Raw genomic sequence first — 16,314 nt, 5'->3', positions numbered from 1 at the left:
CGCCGAAACCTGCGGGTCAGTCTATTCGCCAGAACCGTTAGCATCCTTGCGCAAAAGATAGGTATCCATGATCCAGCCATGCTGCGCCCGGGCATCTGCCCTTGTCTGGGCGATCCGGTCTGCCACATCGCCAATCCGGCCGTGATCCAGAATTTGCTCTGGCATGCCCAAAAACGCGCCCCACCAAATCAGCGTATCGGCGGGCAAGTCTTGAAAGGTGCAATCGCCGTCCAGCATCACAACCACTGTTTCGGCCCCTTGCGGCCATCCCTGATCGCGCAGGCGGCGACCGGTGGTGATCGTGACCGGGCCATTGACCGTGTTCAGGGGCAAGGCATGTGCCGCCGTCAGCGCCTGAATGGCGGTGATCCCGGGCACAACGCGCAGACGCGGTGCGGGGGCAAGCCTGCCCGCAATGCGCAGGGTGCTGTCATACAGCGACGGATCGCCCCACACCAACAACGCGACGGGGCCTGCACGGTCAGCCTCGGCCATGGCTGCCTGCCAACGGCGCGCGATTTCATCGTGCCACTGCGCGACGCGGTCCTGATAGGGCAACGCCGGATCGCGCACCGGATATTCAAACCGGATGACCTGCGCCGCCGTGCCACTTTGCGTCAAGATATTGTGTCGCAGGGTTAAGAGATCGCCCTTATCGTCGCCCTTGTCTGGTACAAGGATCACCGCCGCATCGCGCAACGCCTGCATCCCTTCGCCCGTGACATGGGCGGGGCTGCCTGTACCAATGCCAATCAGCCAAAGGTCCTCGATTGTATGATGCGGTGCGGCGCTCATGGCAGCTCGTGCGCCAAGGGGCCGTAAAGGATCAATGCCGCGCTATTGCCGACCTCAAGCGCCAGCTGCTCGGCCAGATCGCTGACCGTCGCCCGTGTGATGCGCTGTTCTGGGCGGCTGACGTCCTCGGCCATAATGGCAGGGGTGTCGGCGGGCAACCCATGGGCCAACAGCTTTTCCAGCAACGCCGGAAATGTGCGTTTGCCCATAAAGACAACCGTTGATGCGGCAGGATCGGCAAGCGCCAGCAGGTTCACATCCCCCGGCAATTTGCCTGTCACATCGTGGCCCGTTACAAATTGCACCCGCCGCGCAGTCAACCGGCGCGTCAGTGGAATGCCGATGGCCGCCGCAGCCGCCACCGCCGACGGAATACCGGGGATAATCTCGTAGGGGATGCCAGCGGCTCTCAACGCGACCAGCTCTTCCTCAAGACGGCCAAACAACCCGCCATCGCCGGATTTCAGACGCACGACCCGTTGGTCAATCTGTGCGTAATCCACCAAAAGGCGGCTAACGTGGTCCTGTTTGGGCGAGGCCCGTCCGGCGCGTTTGCCCACGCCAATCAGATCCGCACCGTTGCGCGCATATTCAAGGATCGGCCCGGCGCTTAGGTCATCAAACAAAACCGCGTCGGCGCGTTTCAACCGGTCAACGGCCTTTAGCGTCAACAGCTCAGGATCCCCCGGACCCGACCCGACAAAGCTGACAAATCCGGTCATTTTGGGGCCTCTTGTGGTGTAATCAGATGGAAAAACGTGCCCGTCACATGCCCGTTCTGCGATCCGGTTTCTGGCACGGGGTTGCCATCAGCATCCGACACTTTGGCCAGCGGCGCATCAGGTTGTTCAAGGATCGTCGAATAGTGAAATTCATGCCCGAACAGCTTGTCCCCTGCGTCAAATCCCGGCATCCCCGCGACAAGTTCAACCCGACGATAACCAAGGTGGAACTTGCGCTTTTCATAGCTTGTCACCAGCCCCAAAAGCCCAGCCATCTGGTGCGATACCCCGTCTTTGTCGATCAAGGCAGCGCCAAGCGCCATATAGCCACCGCATTCCCCATGAATGGGGCGATCTTGCGCGTGCTTTACCAGCCCCGCGCGAAAACGGTCGGCGCTTGCCAGACGTCCGGCGTGCAATTCGGGGTATCCCCCCGGCAGCCAGACCAGATCCGCACTGGCATCCGGCGCTTCATCCGCCAAGGGCGAGAATGGCAATATCTCGGCCCCTGCAGCGCGCCAGCCTTCCAGCAGATGCGGATAGGTGAACGAAAACGCCGCGTCTTGCGCCAAGGCAATGCGTTGCGCGGGTGGTTTGGGCAAGTGGAACATGCCGGCTTGCGCAGGTTGACCAGTAGCCGCCGCGCGGATCGCCGCAAGATCGATATGATCGCGCAGGAAATTGGCGTAACCCTTGATCGCTTCCTCAAGATCGGGATGTTCGACCGCTTGGATCAAACCCAGATGGCGTTCGGGTAGCGCCAGATCACCGCGCCGGGGCAAGGACCCCAGTACCGTCAGGCCCGCTTTCTCCATCCCCAGACGCGCCAACCGTTCGTGGCGCGGCGATGCGACCCGGTTCAAAATCACGCCAGCAAAGGGCAGATCCGGCATATACGCCTTGAATCCCAATGCCGTTGCCGCCGCCGACTGTGCCTGCCCGCTGACGTCAACCACCAGAACAACCGGCCAGCCCATGCGCGCAGCGGTTTCGGAACTGCTGCCAAATCCGATCTGCCCGCGCGTTGCTACACCATCATAGAGACCCATCGACCCTTCGGCGATACAGATATCTGCACCTTGGGCTTGCGCCGCAACGGCCCCCAGCAAATTCGGCCCCATGGCCCAGGTGTCCATATTAAACGACGCCCGCCCGCAGGCGGCGCGGTGGAACGCGGGGTCGATATAATCAGGCCCCGATTTATAGGGCTGCACGGTTAGCCCATCCTCGGACAAAGCGCGCAAAAGGCCCAGCATCACGGTTGTTTTGCCGGTGCCCGATGACGGGGCCGATATCATCAGGCCGGGCGGGAAACCTGCGGTATCAGTCATCGCCTTCGCTCCATCCTGCCCATGGGCTGTCCGCCGTTTGCGGGCGATAGCGGCGGTCGTAATCCACCGAATATAGGCAGCTTTCGTCGAACCCTTCGCCCGCCAGCGCAGGCCCCACAAGGATCAGCGCCGTGCGGGTAATATCCGCGCCAAGCCGCCCGCCGATATCGGCCAGCGTACCGCGGATAATCTGCTGATCCGGCCAACTGGCGCGGTAGACCACGGCGACGGGGCAATCAGCGCCATAGGCCGGGGTTAGATCGGCGGTGACAGATGCGATATTTTGCACCGAAAGGTGAATGGCAAGCGTCGCGCCCGTTGCTGCAAAGTTGGTCAGCGTCTCGCCCTTGGGCATGCTGGATGCGCGGCCCGGCGTGCGGGTCAGCACAACCGACTGCGCCAACCCCGGCAGGGTCAGTTCCGTCCCAAGGGCGGCAGCAGCAGCGGCAAAAGACGGCACACCCGGTGTCACCGAAACTGGGATGTCCAACGCGCGCAAACGGCGCATCTGTTCGCCCATGGCAGACCAGACCGACAAATCCCCCGAATGCAGCCGCGCCACATCCTGCCCCGCCGCATGGGCGGTTTGCATATGTGCGATGATCGCATCCAGATCCAGCGCCGCAGTGTTGATGATGGTCGCCCCTTCGGGGCAGTGATCCAAAATCGCCTCGGGCACCAGCGATCCGGCATATAGGCACACAGGGCAGGATGCGATGATATCGCGGCCACGCAGGGTCAGCAGGTCAGGTGCGCCGGGGCCAGCGCCGATGAAATGAATGGTCATGTTGGGTCTCCAATAGCGATGGCGCAGGTTGCCAACGTGTCAGGTGAAATCAGGCGGGGGCCTAGCAAACGTGCGCCCGGTCCGGCTGCCGCAAGGGCTGCCGCTTCGGCGACGCTGCCAGTGCCATAGGTTTTCTGCGAAGCGGTGGAACTGGTCAGCACCGGTTGCGCCATCAGGTGTTCAGGCGGCACGGCATTGGCAGTCACGCCAAGCGCCCGCGCCAGATCGGCAAAGGGTGTATCGCCCGCTTTCGCCGCCGCCGTGGCGATCAGATCGGGTGTGACATCATGCAGCGCAAGGGCACTGCGCAGGCTGTTCACGTCAGCCGACTTGCGAAATCCGAAACCTGCAACGATCATAGTGTCACGCTCCATTGCACAATGGGGTAGCTGGATTTCCAGCCGCGTCTTGTGCCCAGCGGTGCCGCTTGGGCCAGCTCAATCCGCAGCAGATCGCCGCCACGGGCCGATTGCGCCTGCATCAACAGCGTTTCGCTTTCCAATGTCACGGCATTTGCCACCAACCGCGTGCCGGATGGTACAGTGTCGTAAATCCAATCCAGCAGCGACGCCGACAAACCGCCCCCCACGAAAACCGTGTCGGGCATGGGGAGTGTCGCCAACGCATGCGGTGCAGCGCCTTCGACCACGTGCAACCGGTCCACCCCAAGGGCGGCGGCGTTTGACACAATCCGCGCCGCACGCGTGGTGTCTAGCTCGATCGCGGTGGCGCTTAGGCTTGGATCGCTCAGCAGCCATTCAATCGCGATGGATCCTGACCCGCTACCAATATCCCACAAATGCTGAAACGGGCGCGGGGCCAGCGCCGACAAGGTCAGCGCGCGCACCGGGCGCTTTGTCATGGTGCCGTCGCTGTCAAAGAATTCATCGGGGCGGCCACTGGCAAGCGGCAGGGGAACACCATCGCCCGCAACCTGCACTGCGGCGCAGACAGGATGCCCGAATTCAGCGCCGCTCAAATCGGCAGCCATCAGATCACTGCGCCGTGCTCGCGGTCCGCCCAGCGCCTCAAGAACGCAAACATTTGAAGCGCCCCAACCTTGCGCCGTCAGGTAGTCCCCCAGCGCCGCAACCGCAGCCCCATCGCGCAACAACACGATCAGCCGCACGCCTTGGGCAAGGGCCGGGCGCAGCCGGGTCAACGGGGCCGCGTGCAGGCCGAAACATTGTGTCGCCTCAAGCGGCCAACCCATCGCGCTCGCTGCCAGTGAAAAGGTCGATACGCCCGGCAATGCGCGCCATTCCCCCGGTGCAAGGTGGCGCATCATGCTGGTCCCCGCCCCGAACCAGAACGGATCACCCGAGGCCAGCATCACAACCCGCCGACCGCGCAGCGCTAGCAATTGATCAACCCCATCGGCAAAGGGCACCGGCCAGACGATCCGTTCGGCTTGCACATCTGGTAGCAAATCCAGATGACGCGGCGCGCCCATGACGATTTCTGCCTCTGCCAACGCCGCAAGGCTTGCAGAGCCAAGGCCATCTGCGCCATCTTCGCCCAGTCCAATGATGGTCAACCAAAGCGAGTCAGCCATGCACACCAACCCCCTGATCCTGGGCGGCACGACCGAGGCCACAGCGCTGTGCAACGAAATGCACCGCGTTGGGCTGTCCGGCACCGTGTCGCTGGCGGGCCGTGTGGCCAGACCGATCCGTCAACCGCTGCCGCAACGCTCTGGCGGGTTTGGCGGTCCCGAAGGGCTGGCACGCTACATCCGCGATAACAACATCACCCATGTGATCGACGCGACGCATCCCTTTGCCGCGCAGATGAGCCACAACGCCGTTATCGCCACCCGGCAAACCGGCACGCCGCTGATCGCGCTGACCCGCGCGCCGTGGCAGGCCACCGCGCAGGACAGTTGGACCCACGTGCCCGACATCAAAGGTGCCGTTGCCGCACTTAACGGCCCGCCCGAGCGTATCTTTCTGGCCGTCGGCCGGATGCATCTGGCCGAATTCGCGCCCAACCCGCAGCATTTCTATCTGCTGCGCCTGATTGATGCGCCCGATGGGCCATTGCCCTTTCCCGATCATAAAATCGTGCTGGATCGCGGGCCATTCACCGCCGACGGCGATCTGGCGCTTATGCGCGACCACGGTATTACCCGTGGCGTCTCCAAAAACTCCGGCGGGACCGGCGCGCAGGCCAAGCTGTTGGCCGCCCGTACCCTTGGAATCCCTATGATCATGATCGACCGACCCGCATTGCCCAACCGCCCCGAGGCCCATGATGTGGCTGCGGTTCTGGACTGGATCAATCATGGCAGGACCGATCTGGGAGTATAAACGATGGGGCCATCCGCCCCTTCGATCACCCGCGTGTTTGACGCCCCGACAATAACGACTGTGCGCATGTCTGCCATTTCAGGCCGTGCATCGGGCAATGCCACCACGCGAATATTTTCATCCGGTGTGGAAACCGCGCGCGCAAAGATGATGGGCCGCTCATCGCCGCAGGCTTCGTTCAACACCTCAAGCGTGCGGACAAAGCCATCGGGCCGCGATTTTGACCGTGGGTTATAAAACGCCATCGCGAAATCGCCCTCGACCGCCAGTCGCAGACGTTTTTCGATCAACGCCCACGGCTTGAGGTTGTCGCTTAGGTTAATGGCGCAGAAATCATGCCCCAGTGGCGCGCCAGCCCGCGCGGCGGCGGCAAGCATTGCTGTGATCCCCGGCAGCACGTCGATTTTCAACTCGCGCCATTCAGCTGGCCCGTCCTCAAGCGCCTCGAAAACGGCCGAGGCCATGGCGAAAACGCCCGGATCACCAGACGATACCACCACAACGCGCTGCCCGTCTGCTGCCAAGGTCAGTGCGTGGGCCGCCCTGTCCAGCTCGACCCGGTTATCACTGGGGTGCAGGGTCAGGCCGGGGCGCGCAGCAACACGCGCGACATAGGGGATATAGCCGATCACATCGGTGGCCTGGGCCAAGGCATCCGCCACCTGCGGGGTGACCAGATCATCCGCACCGGGGCCAAGCCCGACGATTTTCACCCAACCGGTCATGGCCGCCGTCCCTGCCCGTGCACAACAATGATCGAAAAATACGGTGTCACGCGGTCTTCGGCCTCTGACAGGCGTTGCACGGTCTGGCCCGGCATGCTGGCATATTCAACCAGCCACGCATCGTCATATTTGCCCGCCGCCTTTAGCGCATCGCGTACCTTGTCGATGTTGCGGCCGATTTTCATAACCACCAGCGCATCGGTGGTTTTCATCCGCGCTGTCAGCTCTTGCGCGTTCAAGGTGCCCATCAGCACGGTCAGGATATCATCGCCCCACGTGATCGGCGCGCCCGTGGCTGTCCAAGCGGCAGACATGCCGGTGATGGCAGGCACGACCTGAACCGGCACGTGATCGCGCAGCCGCGTATAGACATGCATGAACGATCCATAAAAGAACGGGTCGCCCTCGCTGAGCACAACCACATCTTCGCCGCCCTCTGCCAGCCCGCGCAGATGCGCGGCGCAATCAGCATAGAAACCCGACAAAATTTCATTATAGCGCGGGTCGGTCAGGGGGATTTCCGTGGTAACGGGATATTCCATGGCGAATTCGACCACATCAGGCCGCAGCAACCCGTTGATGATCTTGCGGGCCTGACCATCACGCCCCGCCTTGCGGAAAAACGCGACATGGCGCGCGCCGGTCAGCAAACGGTGGGCGCGCAGGCTCATCAGATCAGGATCGCCGGGGCCAAGGCCGACACCATGAACCGTACCAACGGTCATTCGGCATAGCTCGCGATGGCATTGACCGCCGCGACGGTAATGGCACTGCCACCCAAACGCCCTTCGACAATGCAACTGGGCACGGGTTGATCCGCCCACAAGGCATCCTTGCTTTCGCGCGCCCCGACAAAGCCGACAGGGCAGCCGATGATCGCAGCCGGACGCGGGCAATCGGGGTCTTCCAGCATATTCAGCAGATGAAACAGCGCGGTGGGTGCATTACCAATCGCAACCAGCGCACCCGCCAGATGGGGCCGCCACAGCTCGAGCGCGGCGGCAGAGCGGGTGTTGCCCATTTGGGCCGCCATGTCTTTCACGGCGCTATCATGCAGCGTGCAAATTACCTGATTGTCCGCCGGAAGGCGGGCCCGGGTCACCCCTTCGGACACCATGCGCGCATCGCACAGGATCGGTGCGCCATTCGCCAAAGCCGCGCGCGCCGCATCGGCAAAACCCGGCGACAGGCGCACGTGTTTTTCCAGACCGACCATCCCGCAGGCATGGATCATGCGCACGACGATGGGTTCCTCTTGCGGTGAAAACGCGTCCAGATCGGCCTCGGCACGGATCATGGCAAAGGATTGTTTGTAGATGGCCGCGCCATCCATTTCATAGCTGTAAGACATGAGGGTTCAGAATTCTCCGGTCAGCAGTTTATCAGGGCGCAGCCCTGTTTTAAGGGGGGTATCACCTGCGCGGCCCCCCCGCACAAGATCAAATGTCCCGTCCCGCCCGACGAGGGTAAGGTCAGCCGGCCGCGCCCGTGCGCAGCCTTTGCTACAGCCCGACACATGCAGGCTGCCCGTGACCAGCGGTGCCAATCGGCGCGCAAGATCGCGGGTTTCCACGCTGGCCGAGGCACAAAGCGGCGCACCGGGGCAGGCATCGACGCGCATCAGCGGATCATCAGCAGTGGTGATAAATGCGGGGTCACTGGGGGCGGTGGCCCCCTCAAGCACAAACGCCCGCCATGGTGTGACCCGCAGCCCCTGCGCATCGCCAAGTATGCGCAGCAAGGCACGCGCATCGATTTGCCCAAAGGGCGCGCCGATTAAGGGGCCACCGAAGTTGCTACCCAAGTGCGGGCGTGACTGCGGTGGCGAAGGCGGGCTGGCCGTCCAAGCCTTGGGCAAGGGCGTATCAGCGACCACAGCCGCCATGCGCCGCGCCTGTGGTGTGACATGATCCGCCAACCAGATCGCCATTTCGATCAACGCAGGGATTGCGGTGTGCAGGGTCACAGGGCGACCAGTGGCACAGCCATCGGCCCGTAGGATCAGGCCGTCATGGCCCTGCTCCAGCCGTATATCGGCGGGATCGTTGGACAACAGCGGGCCAGCGGGGTCGCAATCAACGGCAAAGCCCACCTTGGTTGGCAAGTCCGGCAAATCCCCCAAACGCGCCAAAAGCTGCGCGGTCAGGGTCGCCGTCATATCGTCAGCGGTCCAGAACGGCGCGACAAGGATATTGCGACGACGCTCCATCGCGGGGTCTTCATCCAGCAGGCCAAGCCCGCCCAGCCCCATTAAAACGGCGTCATGATCGGCCTCGGTTACACCGCGTATTTGCAGGTTTGCGCGGTTGGTCAGATCAATATGGCCCGACCCATAGCGCAGAGCGATATCGCACAGCCCCCGCGCCTGATCCACCGTGAGCCGCGCTAGTTTTGGCCGCACCCGCATGACCAACCCATCGGCCGCCATCATCGGCTGATAGGCACCGGGGCACCAGCCTTTGACCATGGGCGCTTGGGTCACGACAATGCCTCCAGACCTGCCAGCACCGAATTGCGCCGCGTTTGCCATAGCCCGGCCCGCAACAACGCGGCAAAGCGCGCCTGCATCGCTGCATGGGCCTGCGGGTTCGCATCGCGCAAGAAATCATCGGTTTCAGGGTCACCCAAGGTGGCATCGTGGTACAAATCGAACAAATGCGGCGGTACGGCACCTGCCAGATGGGCAAAGCTGGCCATGTGATCCAAAGTCGCCGCCATCTCGGCCGCGCCGCGGAATCCATGCTGTTTCATGCCTGCAATCCAGCCCGGATGCGCCGCACGGGCATGAACCACGCGGGCAATTTCTTCGGTCAGGCCCCGCGCGCGAGGGTTTTCGGGATCGGTATTGTCCAGATGGTACAGCTTGGCCTGCCCACCGGTGACCCGTTGCGCTGCGGCAAAGCCGGCCTCGTGAGTGGCGTAATCGCTGGCCAGCAGCAGATCGGTTTCCGGCAAATCCTGAAGGTGGACAAAACTGTCGGCACTGGCGACCCGGTTGGCGATACCGCTGGGGTCTTGCACGGCGGCGTCGCCATCCAGCGCCCAGCTGCTCGCCTTCAGCCATGCCTCCCCCGCCGCACGTCGGCTTGCATCGTCATAGGTTTCCAGCGCGGACCCCATGCCAAACCCGAACTGCCCCGGCGCAGGCCCGTAGACACGGGCAAGTTCCGCACGTCCGGCGAACGGGTTCCAATCCGGTGCCTCTTCACGCGCAGCAAGAGCGCGCACCGCCTGCGCATAAAGTGCGGACAGGGTCGGAAACACATCGCGGAACAGGCCGGACACCCGCAGGGTCACGTCAACGCGCGGGCGGTCCAGCTCGGCGATGGGCAGAACCTCAATGCCCGAAACACGCTCTGATCCCGCATCCCAGACCGGGCGCACGCCCAGCAGCGCCAGCGCCATGGCGAATTCCTCGCCTGCGGTGCGCATGGTGGCCGACCCCCACAGATCAACGATCACGCCGCGCGGCCAGTCGCCTTCGTCTTGTAAATGCCGCCGGACCAGTTCTTGCGCCAGCACCAGACCCTGCGCATAGGCCGCCCGCGTGGGCACCGCGCGCGGATCGGTCGTGAACAGATTGCGCCCGGTCGGCAGCACATCGCGCCGCCCGCGATAGGGTGAACCGGACGGACCGGGGGCAATGCGACGCCCGTCGAGTGCGTCCAACAGCGCGCGGCGTTCCCCTTGAACCGAGCTTTCGGTCGCAAACGCCGTATCACTTGCAGGTGGTCGGCCCCAAATATGCAGACCAACGCCAAACTGGCTTTCCTTGATGTCACAGACAAACCGGTCGATCCGGCCAATCGCCTCGGCGCTGCACGACGCGTCATCCAACCCCAGATCAGCTTCGACACCCTGCGCCTGTGCTTCGGCGCGGATATCGCCCTGAAGCCGGTCACGGCGGCGCGGGTCCAACCCGTCAGCATTCGAAAATTCATCCAGCAACGCCTCGAGCCGCGCCAAGCGGTCGGGCGTTTCGCTGACTTGCATCGGCGGCGGGATATGGCCCAACGTCACCGCGCCAATGCGCCGTTTAGCCTGCGCGGCCTCGCCCGGGTCATTGACGATAAACGGATAGATCACCGGCAGGCTTCCGGTCAGTACCTCTGGCCAGCAGGCGTCCGACAGCGCGACGGACTTGCCCGGCAGCCATTCCAGCGTGCCATGGGCACCAATATGAACCAGCGCATCGCATTCTTGCTGAAGCCACAGATAAAAGGCGACATAGGCATGGCGCGGCACCCGCGACAAATCATGATAACTGTCCTCGCGCCCCTGCGGTGTGCCGCGTTCGGGTTGCAGTGCGGTCACGACATGGCCGCGCTGAACGGCGGCAAAGCAAAATGCGCCGTCTTCAACGTCTGTATCTGCTTCGGGGGCACCCCAAGCTTCCTCCAGATCATCGATCAATTGCTGCGGCAGGCGGGCCAACGCGGCCTTGTAAGCACTGAGCGGCCAGCGGGCGCTGCGGGCCAGCAGGGCGTCTTGCAGGGGCAGATCATCGGGCGATCCTGTCTGATATCCAGAAGCGGTTAGGTCGTCCAGAATAGCGGTGGCCGATTGGGGGGCATCCAAACCAACCGCATGGCCCATGTTCCAATCCTTGCCCGGATAGGTCGACAGCACCAGCGCCACGCGCCGCGCTTGCGGAGCCTTGGCCGCCAGATCAAGCCAGCCCATGACACGCCCGACGATGGCCGTGATCCGGCTGGGGTCCGGCTGATGGGCGTAGCGGGAAAACTGCAGATGATCGTCGCGCGTGCCCGGTTGTTTGAACGACGCGACGCCAGCCATAATACGGCCGTCGACCTCGGGCAGGACAACATGCATTGCAAGGTCGGCGGGGGATAGCCCGCGCTCGGCCTCACTCCACGCGTCGCGGGTCGAGGTGGCCAGCGCCACCTGAAAAACGGGCACACCGGCGGCATCAAGGGGGGAGGTGCCATCGTCACCCTTGCCCGAAAATGCGGTGGCATTCACGATGGCACTGGGGGCCAGTTGGGTGATCTGCCTGCGCAGCCAGCCCGCCGCATCAGGAGCCTTGAGCGAGGGGGCAAACAACGCGATCACATCGCAGCCGCGCTGGCGAAATGCGTCAAACAGCGCCGTGATCGGCGCAAGATCAGCGGCCACCAGATACGAGCGATAAAAAACAATTACGATCCGCGACCGCCCAGCCAAAGCGGCGGAGTGACCCATTGCCACCACCGGGCAGGCCGCCCCGGTTTCAGGCGTCCATGCGCCAACGGAGGGCAACCCTTTGGCCCCCTGCACCGGTCCGGCATATAACCCCGCCGCCAGCGCCAGTTGCGCCAGTGCAGCCTGCGCCGCAACCACCCCGCCCGTCGTGCACAGATGCGATAACCTGCGCAGGGTCGAGACGGGCAATGTCGACATATCATCAAGACGGCTATCGGCGCGGCCATCGGCAGGCAAAACCGCCAAAGCAATCCCGCGTGATTGGGCCAGCGCGCGGATTTGTTGCAGCCCATAGGGCCAATAGGGCACGCCGCCAATTAATCGGATCAAGATGCCGCGCGCACCGGACAATGTGTTTTCCACATAGGTATCGACGGACAGCGGGTGTTTTAATGCGGCGATATTCGCCAATCGCAAAGACGGCAGACGCCCCTCGGCCCCGCCGCCCCGATGCCATGCTTCGGCAAAGGCCCCCAGATCGGAATCAGATAGCGAAAGCACCACCAGATCTGCGGCGTCCTGCCCCAGATCTGTTGGTGTGTCGGTCTCCTCCAACCCATGGCTTTCCCGAAATATGACATGCATATCTGGTTACTCGGCAGCCTGGCTTTGCACAGCGCCCAAGGCGGCGCGGATCACATCGGGGGCGATATCATCATGCTCGGCAATCACAACCAAACGCCCTTGGCGCGCCTCATCTGCGCCCCATGGTCGGTCATATTGATGCCGCACACGCGCACCAACTGCTTGCACCAAAAGGCGCATGGGCTTGCCTGTCACAGCGGCGTATCCCTTGATCCGCAGTATGTTGTGATCGCGCGCCAGCCCTTCGATGGCGGCGACCAAGGCGGCAGGGTCAGTCTGTTCAGGAATATCCACGACAATTGATTCAAAATCGTCATGTTCGTGATCATCATGGCCGTCGTGATGGCTGGGTCGGGCGTCCATGTCATCTTCGGCGGCGGCCTCAAGCCCCAGAATGATCCGCGGATCAACCACACCTTCGGCCACCTCGATAATGGGCAAGGGGCGCGGCGTTTCTGCGTTGATCAATGCTTTGGCTTTGGCAACGCCCTCGGGACCAGCCAGATCAGGCTTGGTCAGCAAAATGATATCGGCGCAGGAAATCTGATCTTCGAATACTTCGGACAATGGCGTTTCATGATCAATGCTTTCATCCGCCAGACGCTGCGCATCGACCGCTGCGACATTGGGCGCGAAACGACCTGCTGCGACGGCTTCGGCATCGGCCAGCGCGATGACGCCGTCCACAGTGATCTTCGACCGGATATCAGGCCAATCAAACGCTTTCAAAAGCGGCTTGGGCAGCGCCAGACCAGAGGTTTCGATCAAGATGTGATCGGGGCGCGGGTTCAGCGCCATCAATGCCTCGATCGTGGGAATGAAATCATCGGCAACGGTGCAGCAAATGCAGCCATTCGCCAGTTCCAGAATGTTTTCCTCGGGGCAATCGGGGATGGCGCAGCTTTTCAGGATATCACCATCAACACCCACATCGCCAAATTCGTTGACGATAATGGCCAGACGTTTGCCGCCGGGGTTTTGCATCAGGTTGCGGATCAGTGTCGTTTTACCAGACCCCAGAAAGCCGGTGATCACGGTTACAGGCAATTTTGCGAAATCAGTCATCTCAGGACTCCAGCGGTTGAGAAAGAGGGGGAATGCGGGCAACGCAATTGCGTTTGAAGTGTTCAGGGCGTTCGCGCCAAGGGATCAAACCATCGCGGGTCGCATGATAGCGCGCGGCCCCGTCCAGGATCATCTCGGGGTGGTCGCCCTCGTCTACATTGGCGAAAACATAGGTCCATTTGTCACTGTCCCCGCGCAGTGCAACGGTGCACCCGTGGTCGCAGTTTTGCAGACATTCAACCGGGGCCACCTGCACCCCATCGGGCAGATCAAGTGCGACAATCCGGTCATAGAGCGCTTGACCCGGCCGCCGGTCATCTTCGGGCGTTTCTTGGCCACGACGACATTTCACGCAAACCAAAAGCTGTGTTGGTTGCCCGCCGCCGGTGGCGTTTTGTTCAGTATCTTTCATGGTCCTCGGTCCCATCTGGTAAATGGAACGCGGGTCTGATGACGAGGCGAACCGACACACGGAACAAACCCCGACACCGGAACACCCCGTCCGGTCTTGGCATCTCTTGCTGGCAGGTCTCCCGGCTCACGGTTGTCGGGCGTTGGCCCACGGTGGATCTGCCTTCCCAGCCTTCGGCCAGTGGCGTTGATCCTCCTCAAATCCGTTCACGGTCGCGGGGGCGGCTGTATTTACCGATATAAAACCGGATACACATTCCCTTTTCACCTGTTTACACAGGAACCAGCATAAGGGCAGATGGTCCTAATCCACGAGACTTGTCAAGAACGAGGAACCCCAATGACCGAGGACATCAACGCCCGCCATACCGAAAAGATGCGCAAGATTAAGGCTGCGCGCGATAAGATGATGCAGACCAAGACCGACGAAAAGGGTTTGATCATCGTGCATACCGGTGCAGGCAAGGGGAAATCATCCTCGGGCTTTGGTATGATCATGCGCTGCATTGCCCATGGTATGCCCTGCGCTGTGGTGCAGTTCATCAAAGGCAATTGGGTCACCGGAGAGCGCAAGTTCCTGACCGAACGTTTTGCCGATGAATGCCGGTTCTTCGTGTCCGGCGAAGGGTTCACTTGGGAAACCCAAGACCGCGAACGCGATATCGCCGCCGCGCAAAACGGTTGGAAGATGGCCAAGGAACAGATCCTGGACCCCGAAATTCAGTTCGTTCTGCTGGACGAGATCAACATCGCCCTGCGCTATGATTACCTGGACATCGACGAGGTGGTGGATTTCCTGCTGCACCAGAAACCGGCGATGACCCATGTTTGCCTGACCGGCCGCAACGCCAAGCCAGAGCTGATCGAAGCCGCCGATCTGGTCACCGAGATGACCTTGGTCAAGCATCCGTTCCGCGATGGTATCAAAGCGCAAAACGGCGTGGAGATGTAAGCCGCAGCACTAAGCTGCTGCGTTTATCCTGTCTTCTTTCATATAGTTACGTCGCTTACGGCGACCCTGAACGCGTGGTCTCGCCCCTTCGACTCCACGCGTTTAATGCTGTTTAGCGACGTCTTAATCATGTTACATATTGTAAAATTATTCTTCATTTAAGTAACATTTAAGTTGCGGCGAATCGCGACTATCCCTAGGCTCATTAATCAAGGGAGACTTTCATGGACGCTTTCATTTGTGACGCACAGCGCACACCCATTGGCCGTTTTGGCGGGGCTTTGTCATCGGTTCGGGCCGATGATCTGGCTGCTGTGCCAATCGCTGCGCTGATGGCGCGCCACCCTGACCTGGATTGGTCAAAGGTGGACGATGTGATCTTTGGCTGTGCCAACCAAGCGGGCGAAGATAACCGTAACGTGGCGCGTATGGCCGCATTGCTAGCTGGCCTGCCGGTGGATGTGCCGGGTGCCACAATCAACCGTTTGTGCGCCTCGGGCATGGATGCCGTCGGTGCCGCCGCCCGCGCGATCAAGGCAGGCGATATGGATCTGGCGATTGCTGGCGGCGTTGAAAGCATGACGCGCGCGCCGTTTGTCATGCCCAAGGCCGAAACCGCGTTTTCGCGCAACAATGCCGTCTATGACACCACCATCGGCTGGCGGTTCGTGAACCCCAAGATGAAGGCGCAATATGGCGTCGAATCGATGCCTGAAACCGGCGATAACGTGGCCACCGACTATGACGTCAGCCGCGCCGATCAAGACGCATTTGCCAAACGCAGCCAAGACCGTTGGGATGCTGCAGACAAGGCTGGCATTTTCGCGGATGAAATCGCGCCAGTCACAATCCCGCAACGCAAGGGCGATCCGATTGTATTTGACCGCGACGAACACCCACGGCCCGGCACGTCGATGGAAGCGCTGACCAAACTGCGCCCGATCAACGGCCCCGACCTGACGGTCACCGCCGGCAATGCCTCTGGCGTAAACGACGGTGCCGCCGCGATGCTGATGGCGTCCGAGGCCGCTGCCAACCAGCACGGCCTGACCCCGATTGCCCGCGTCGTGGGTATTTCAGCCGCCGGTGTTGAACCGCGCGTCATGGGTATTGGCCCGGTCCCTGCCAGCCAAAAGGTTCTGGCCCGCGCCGGTCTGACCATCGACCAGATGGATGTGATCGAACTGAACGAGGCCTTCGCCAGCCAAGGCATCGCCACCCTGCGCGCCCTTGGGGTTGCCGACGACGCGCCGCATGTGAATGCCAATGGCGGTGCGATTGCCATCGGTCACCCACTGGGCATGTCCGGCGCACGGTTGGTTATGACCGCCGCGCTGCAATTGAAACGCACAGGCGGCCGCTATGCCTTGTGCACCATGTGCGTTGGTGTCGGCCAAGGGGTCGCCATCATTTTGGAACGCGCAAGCTAA

16 protein-coding genes and 1 riboswitch are annotated in these 16,314 nt (G+C 62.0%); of the genes, 3 read left to right on the top strand and 13 right to left on the bottom strand.

All coding sequences use genetic code 11. The annotated features are described in order from the left end of the window. Positions 1-21: 21 nt before the first annotated feature. The 6 genes from cobF to cbiE are packed head-to-tail and all read right to left on the bottom strand — an operon-like array spanning position 22 to position 5,190. Positions 22-795 carry a precorrin-6A synthase (deacetylating) gene (gene cobF / locus AADJ11_RS02270; protein WP_341232935.1) on the bottom strand — a complete coding sequence of 258 codons (774 nt, stop codon included), beginning with the start codon at positions 793-795 and terminating at the stop codon, positions 22-24. Beyond that, positions 792-1,517, bottom strand: coding sequence for a uroporphyrinogen-III C-methyltransferase (cobA, locus tag AADJ11_RS02265; protein WP_341232934.1), 726 nt, complete (start codon positions 1,515-1,517; stop codon positions 792-794). Before cobA ends, cobF begins: the two co-directional genes overlap by 4 nt. Next, on the bottom strand, positions 1,514-2,848 hold the full coding sequence (locus AADJ11_RS02260; RefSeq protein WP_341232933.1) for a cobyrinate a,c-diamide synthase: 1,335 nt from the start codon (positions 2,846-2,848) through the stop codon (positions 1,514-1,516). The genes cobA and AADJ11_RS02260 overlap by 4 nt, the downstream gene beginning before the upstream one ends. Continuing rightward, entirely contained in the window at positions 2,841-3,635 is a 795-nt protein-coding gene (gene cobM, locus AADJ11_RS02255; RefSeq protein ID WP_341232932.1) for a precorrin-4 C(11)-methyltransferase, read from the bottom strand. Before cobM ends, AADJ11_RS02260 begins: the two co-directional genes overlap by 8 nt. Then, a complete protein-coding gene (locus AADJ11_RS02250; protein WP_341232931.1) occupies positions 3,632-3,994 on the bottom strand; it encodes a cobalamin biosynthesis protein in 363 nt (120 codons plus the stop codon). The genes cobM and AADJ11_RS02250 overlap by 4 nt, the downstream gene beginning before the upstream one ends. Beyond that, entirely contained in the window at positions 3,991-5,190 is a 1,200-nt protein-coding gene (gene cbiE / locus AADJ11_RS02245) for a precorrin-6y C5,15-methyltransferase (decarboxylating) subunit CbiE (RefSeq protein ID WP_341232930.1), read from the bottom strand. The genes AADJ11_RS02250 and cbiE overlap by 4 nt, the downstream gene beginning before the upstream one ends. Here cbiE and AADJ11_RS02240 point away from each other — a divergent pair. Continuing rightward, entirely contained in the window at positions 5,189-5,944 is a 756-nt protein-coding gene (locus AADJ11_RS02240) for a cobalt-precorrin-6A reductase (protein ID WP_341232929.1), read from the top strand. The two genes, cbiE and AADJ11_RS02240, sit on opposite strands and share 2 nt — an antisense overlap. On the opposite strand, the gene cobJ is transcribed toward AADJ11_RS02240, so the two are convergent. Genes cobJ through AADJ11_RS02205 form a run of 7 tightly spaced genes read right to left on the bottom strand, consistent with a single transcriptional unit; the run spans position 5,917 to position 13,933 of the window. Then, positions 5,917-6,669: a precorrin-3B C(17)-methyltransferase gene (cobJ, locus tag AADJ11_RS02235; protein WP_341232928.1), complete on the bottom strand. Its 753-nt coding sequence runs from the start codon at positions 6,667-6,669 to the stop codon at positions 5,917-5,919. The two genes, AADJ11_RS02240 and cobJ, sit on opposite strands and share 28 nt — an antisense overlap. Next, on the bottom strand, positions 6,666-7,394 hold the full coding sequence (gene cobI, locus AADJ11_RS02230) for a precorrin-2 C(20)-methyltransferase (RefSeq protein WP_341232927.1): 729 nt from the start codon (positions 7,392-7,394) through the stop codon (positions 6,666-6,668). Before cobI ends, cobJ begins: the two co-directional genes overlap by 4 nt. Then, positions 7,391-8,020 carry a precorrin-8X methylmutase gene (locus AADJ11_RS02225; RefSeq protein ID WP_341232926.1) on the bottom strand — a complete coding sequence of 210 codons (630 nt, stop codon included), beginning with the start codon at positions 8,018-8,020 and terminating at the stop codon, positions 7,391-7,393. Before AADJ11_RS02225 ends, cobI begins: the two co-directional genes overlap by 4 nt. Before the next feature lie 6 nt (positions 8,021-8,026). Beyond that, positions 8,027-9,151 carry a cobalamin biosynthesis protein CobG gene (locus AADJ11_RS02220; protein WP_341232925.1) on the bottom strand — a complete coding sequence of 375 codons (1,125 nt, stop codon included), beginning with the start codon at positions 9,149-9,151 and terminating at the stop codon, positions 8,027-8,029. Continuing rightward, entirely contained in the window at positions 9,148-12,456 is a 3,309-nt protein-coding gene (gene cobN, locus AADJ11_RS02215; protein WP_341232924.1) for a cobaltochelatase subunit CobN, read from the bottom strand. The genes AADJ11_RS02220 and cobN overlap by 4 nt, the downstream gene beginning before the upstream one ends. A gap of 6 nt (positions 12,457-12,462) precedes the next feature. Continuing rightward, the gene (gene cobW / locus AADJ11_RS02210) at positions 12,463-13,521 is read right to left on the bottom strand and encodes a cobalamin biosynthesis protein CobW (RefSeq protein WP_339762060.1); all 1,059 of its coding nucleotides are present in this window, start codon (positions 13,519-13,521) and stop codon (positions 12,463-12,465) included. Between the two features lies 1 nt (position 13,522). Then, complete coding sequence (locus AADJ11_RS02205; RefSeq protein WP_245764234.1) at positions 13,523-13,933, bottom strand: DUF1636 domain-containing protein; 411 nt, start codon at positions 13,931-13,933, stop codon at positions 13,523-13,525. Between the two features lie 93 nt (positions 13,934-14,026). Beyond that, positions 14,027-14,235: riboswitch (cobalamin riboswitch) on the bottom strand. Between the two features lie 37 nt (positions 14,236-14,272). Between AADJ11_RS02205 and cobO the strand changes: the two genes are divergently transcribed. Together cobO and pcaF are read left to right on the top strand one after the other, a co-directional pair. After that, positions 14,273-14,884, top strand: coding sequence for a cob(I)yrinic acid a,c-diamide adenosyltransferase (gene cobO / locus AADJ11_RS02200; protein ID WP_341232923.1), 612 nt, complete (start codon positions 14,273-14,275; stop codon positions 14,882-14,884). A 224-nt stretch (positions 14,885-15,108) separates the two neighbouring features. Beyond that, positions 15,109-16,314: a 3-oxoadipyl-CoA thiolase gene (pcaF, locus tag AADJ11_RS02195; protein WP_341232922.1), complete on the top strand. Its 1,206-nt coding sequence runs from the start codon at positions 15,109-15,111 to the stop codon at positions 16,312-16,314.

The organism is uncultured Sulfitobacter sp. (genome assembly GCF_964021855.1).
In the GTDB taxonomy this organism is placed as follows: domain Bacteria; phylum Pseudomonadota; class Alphaproteobacteria; order Rhodobacterales; family Rhodobacteraceae; genus Sulfitobacter.
The sequence above is the reverse complement of the archived record's forward strand: the minus strand, read 5'-3'. Positions and strand labels throughout refer to the sequence as shown.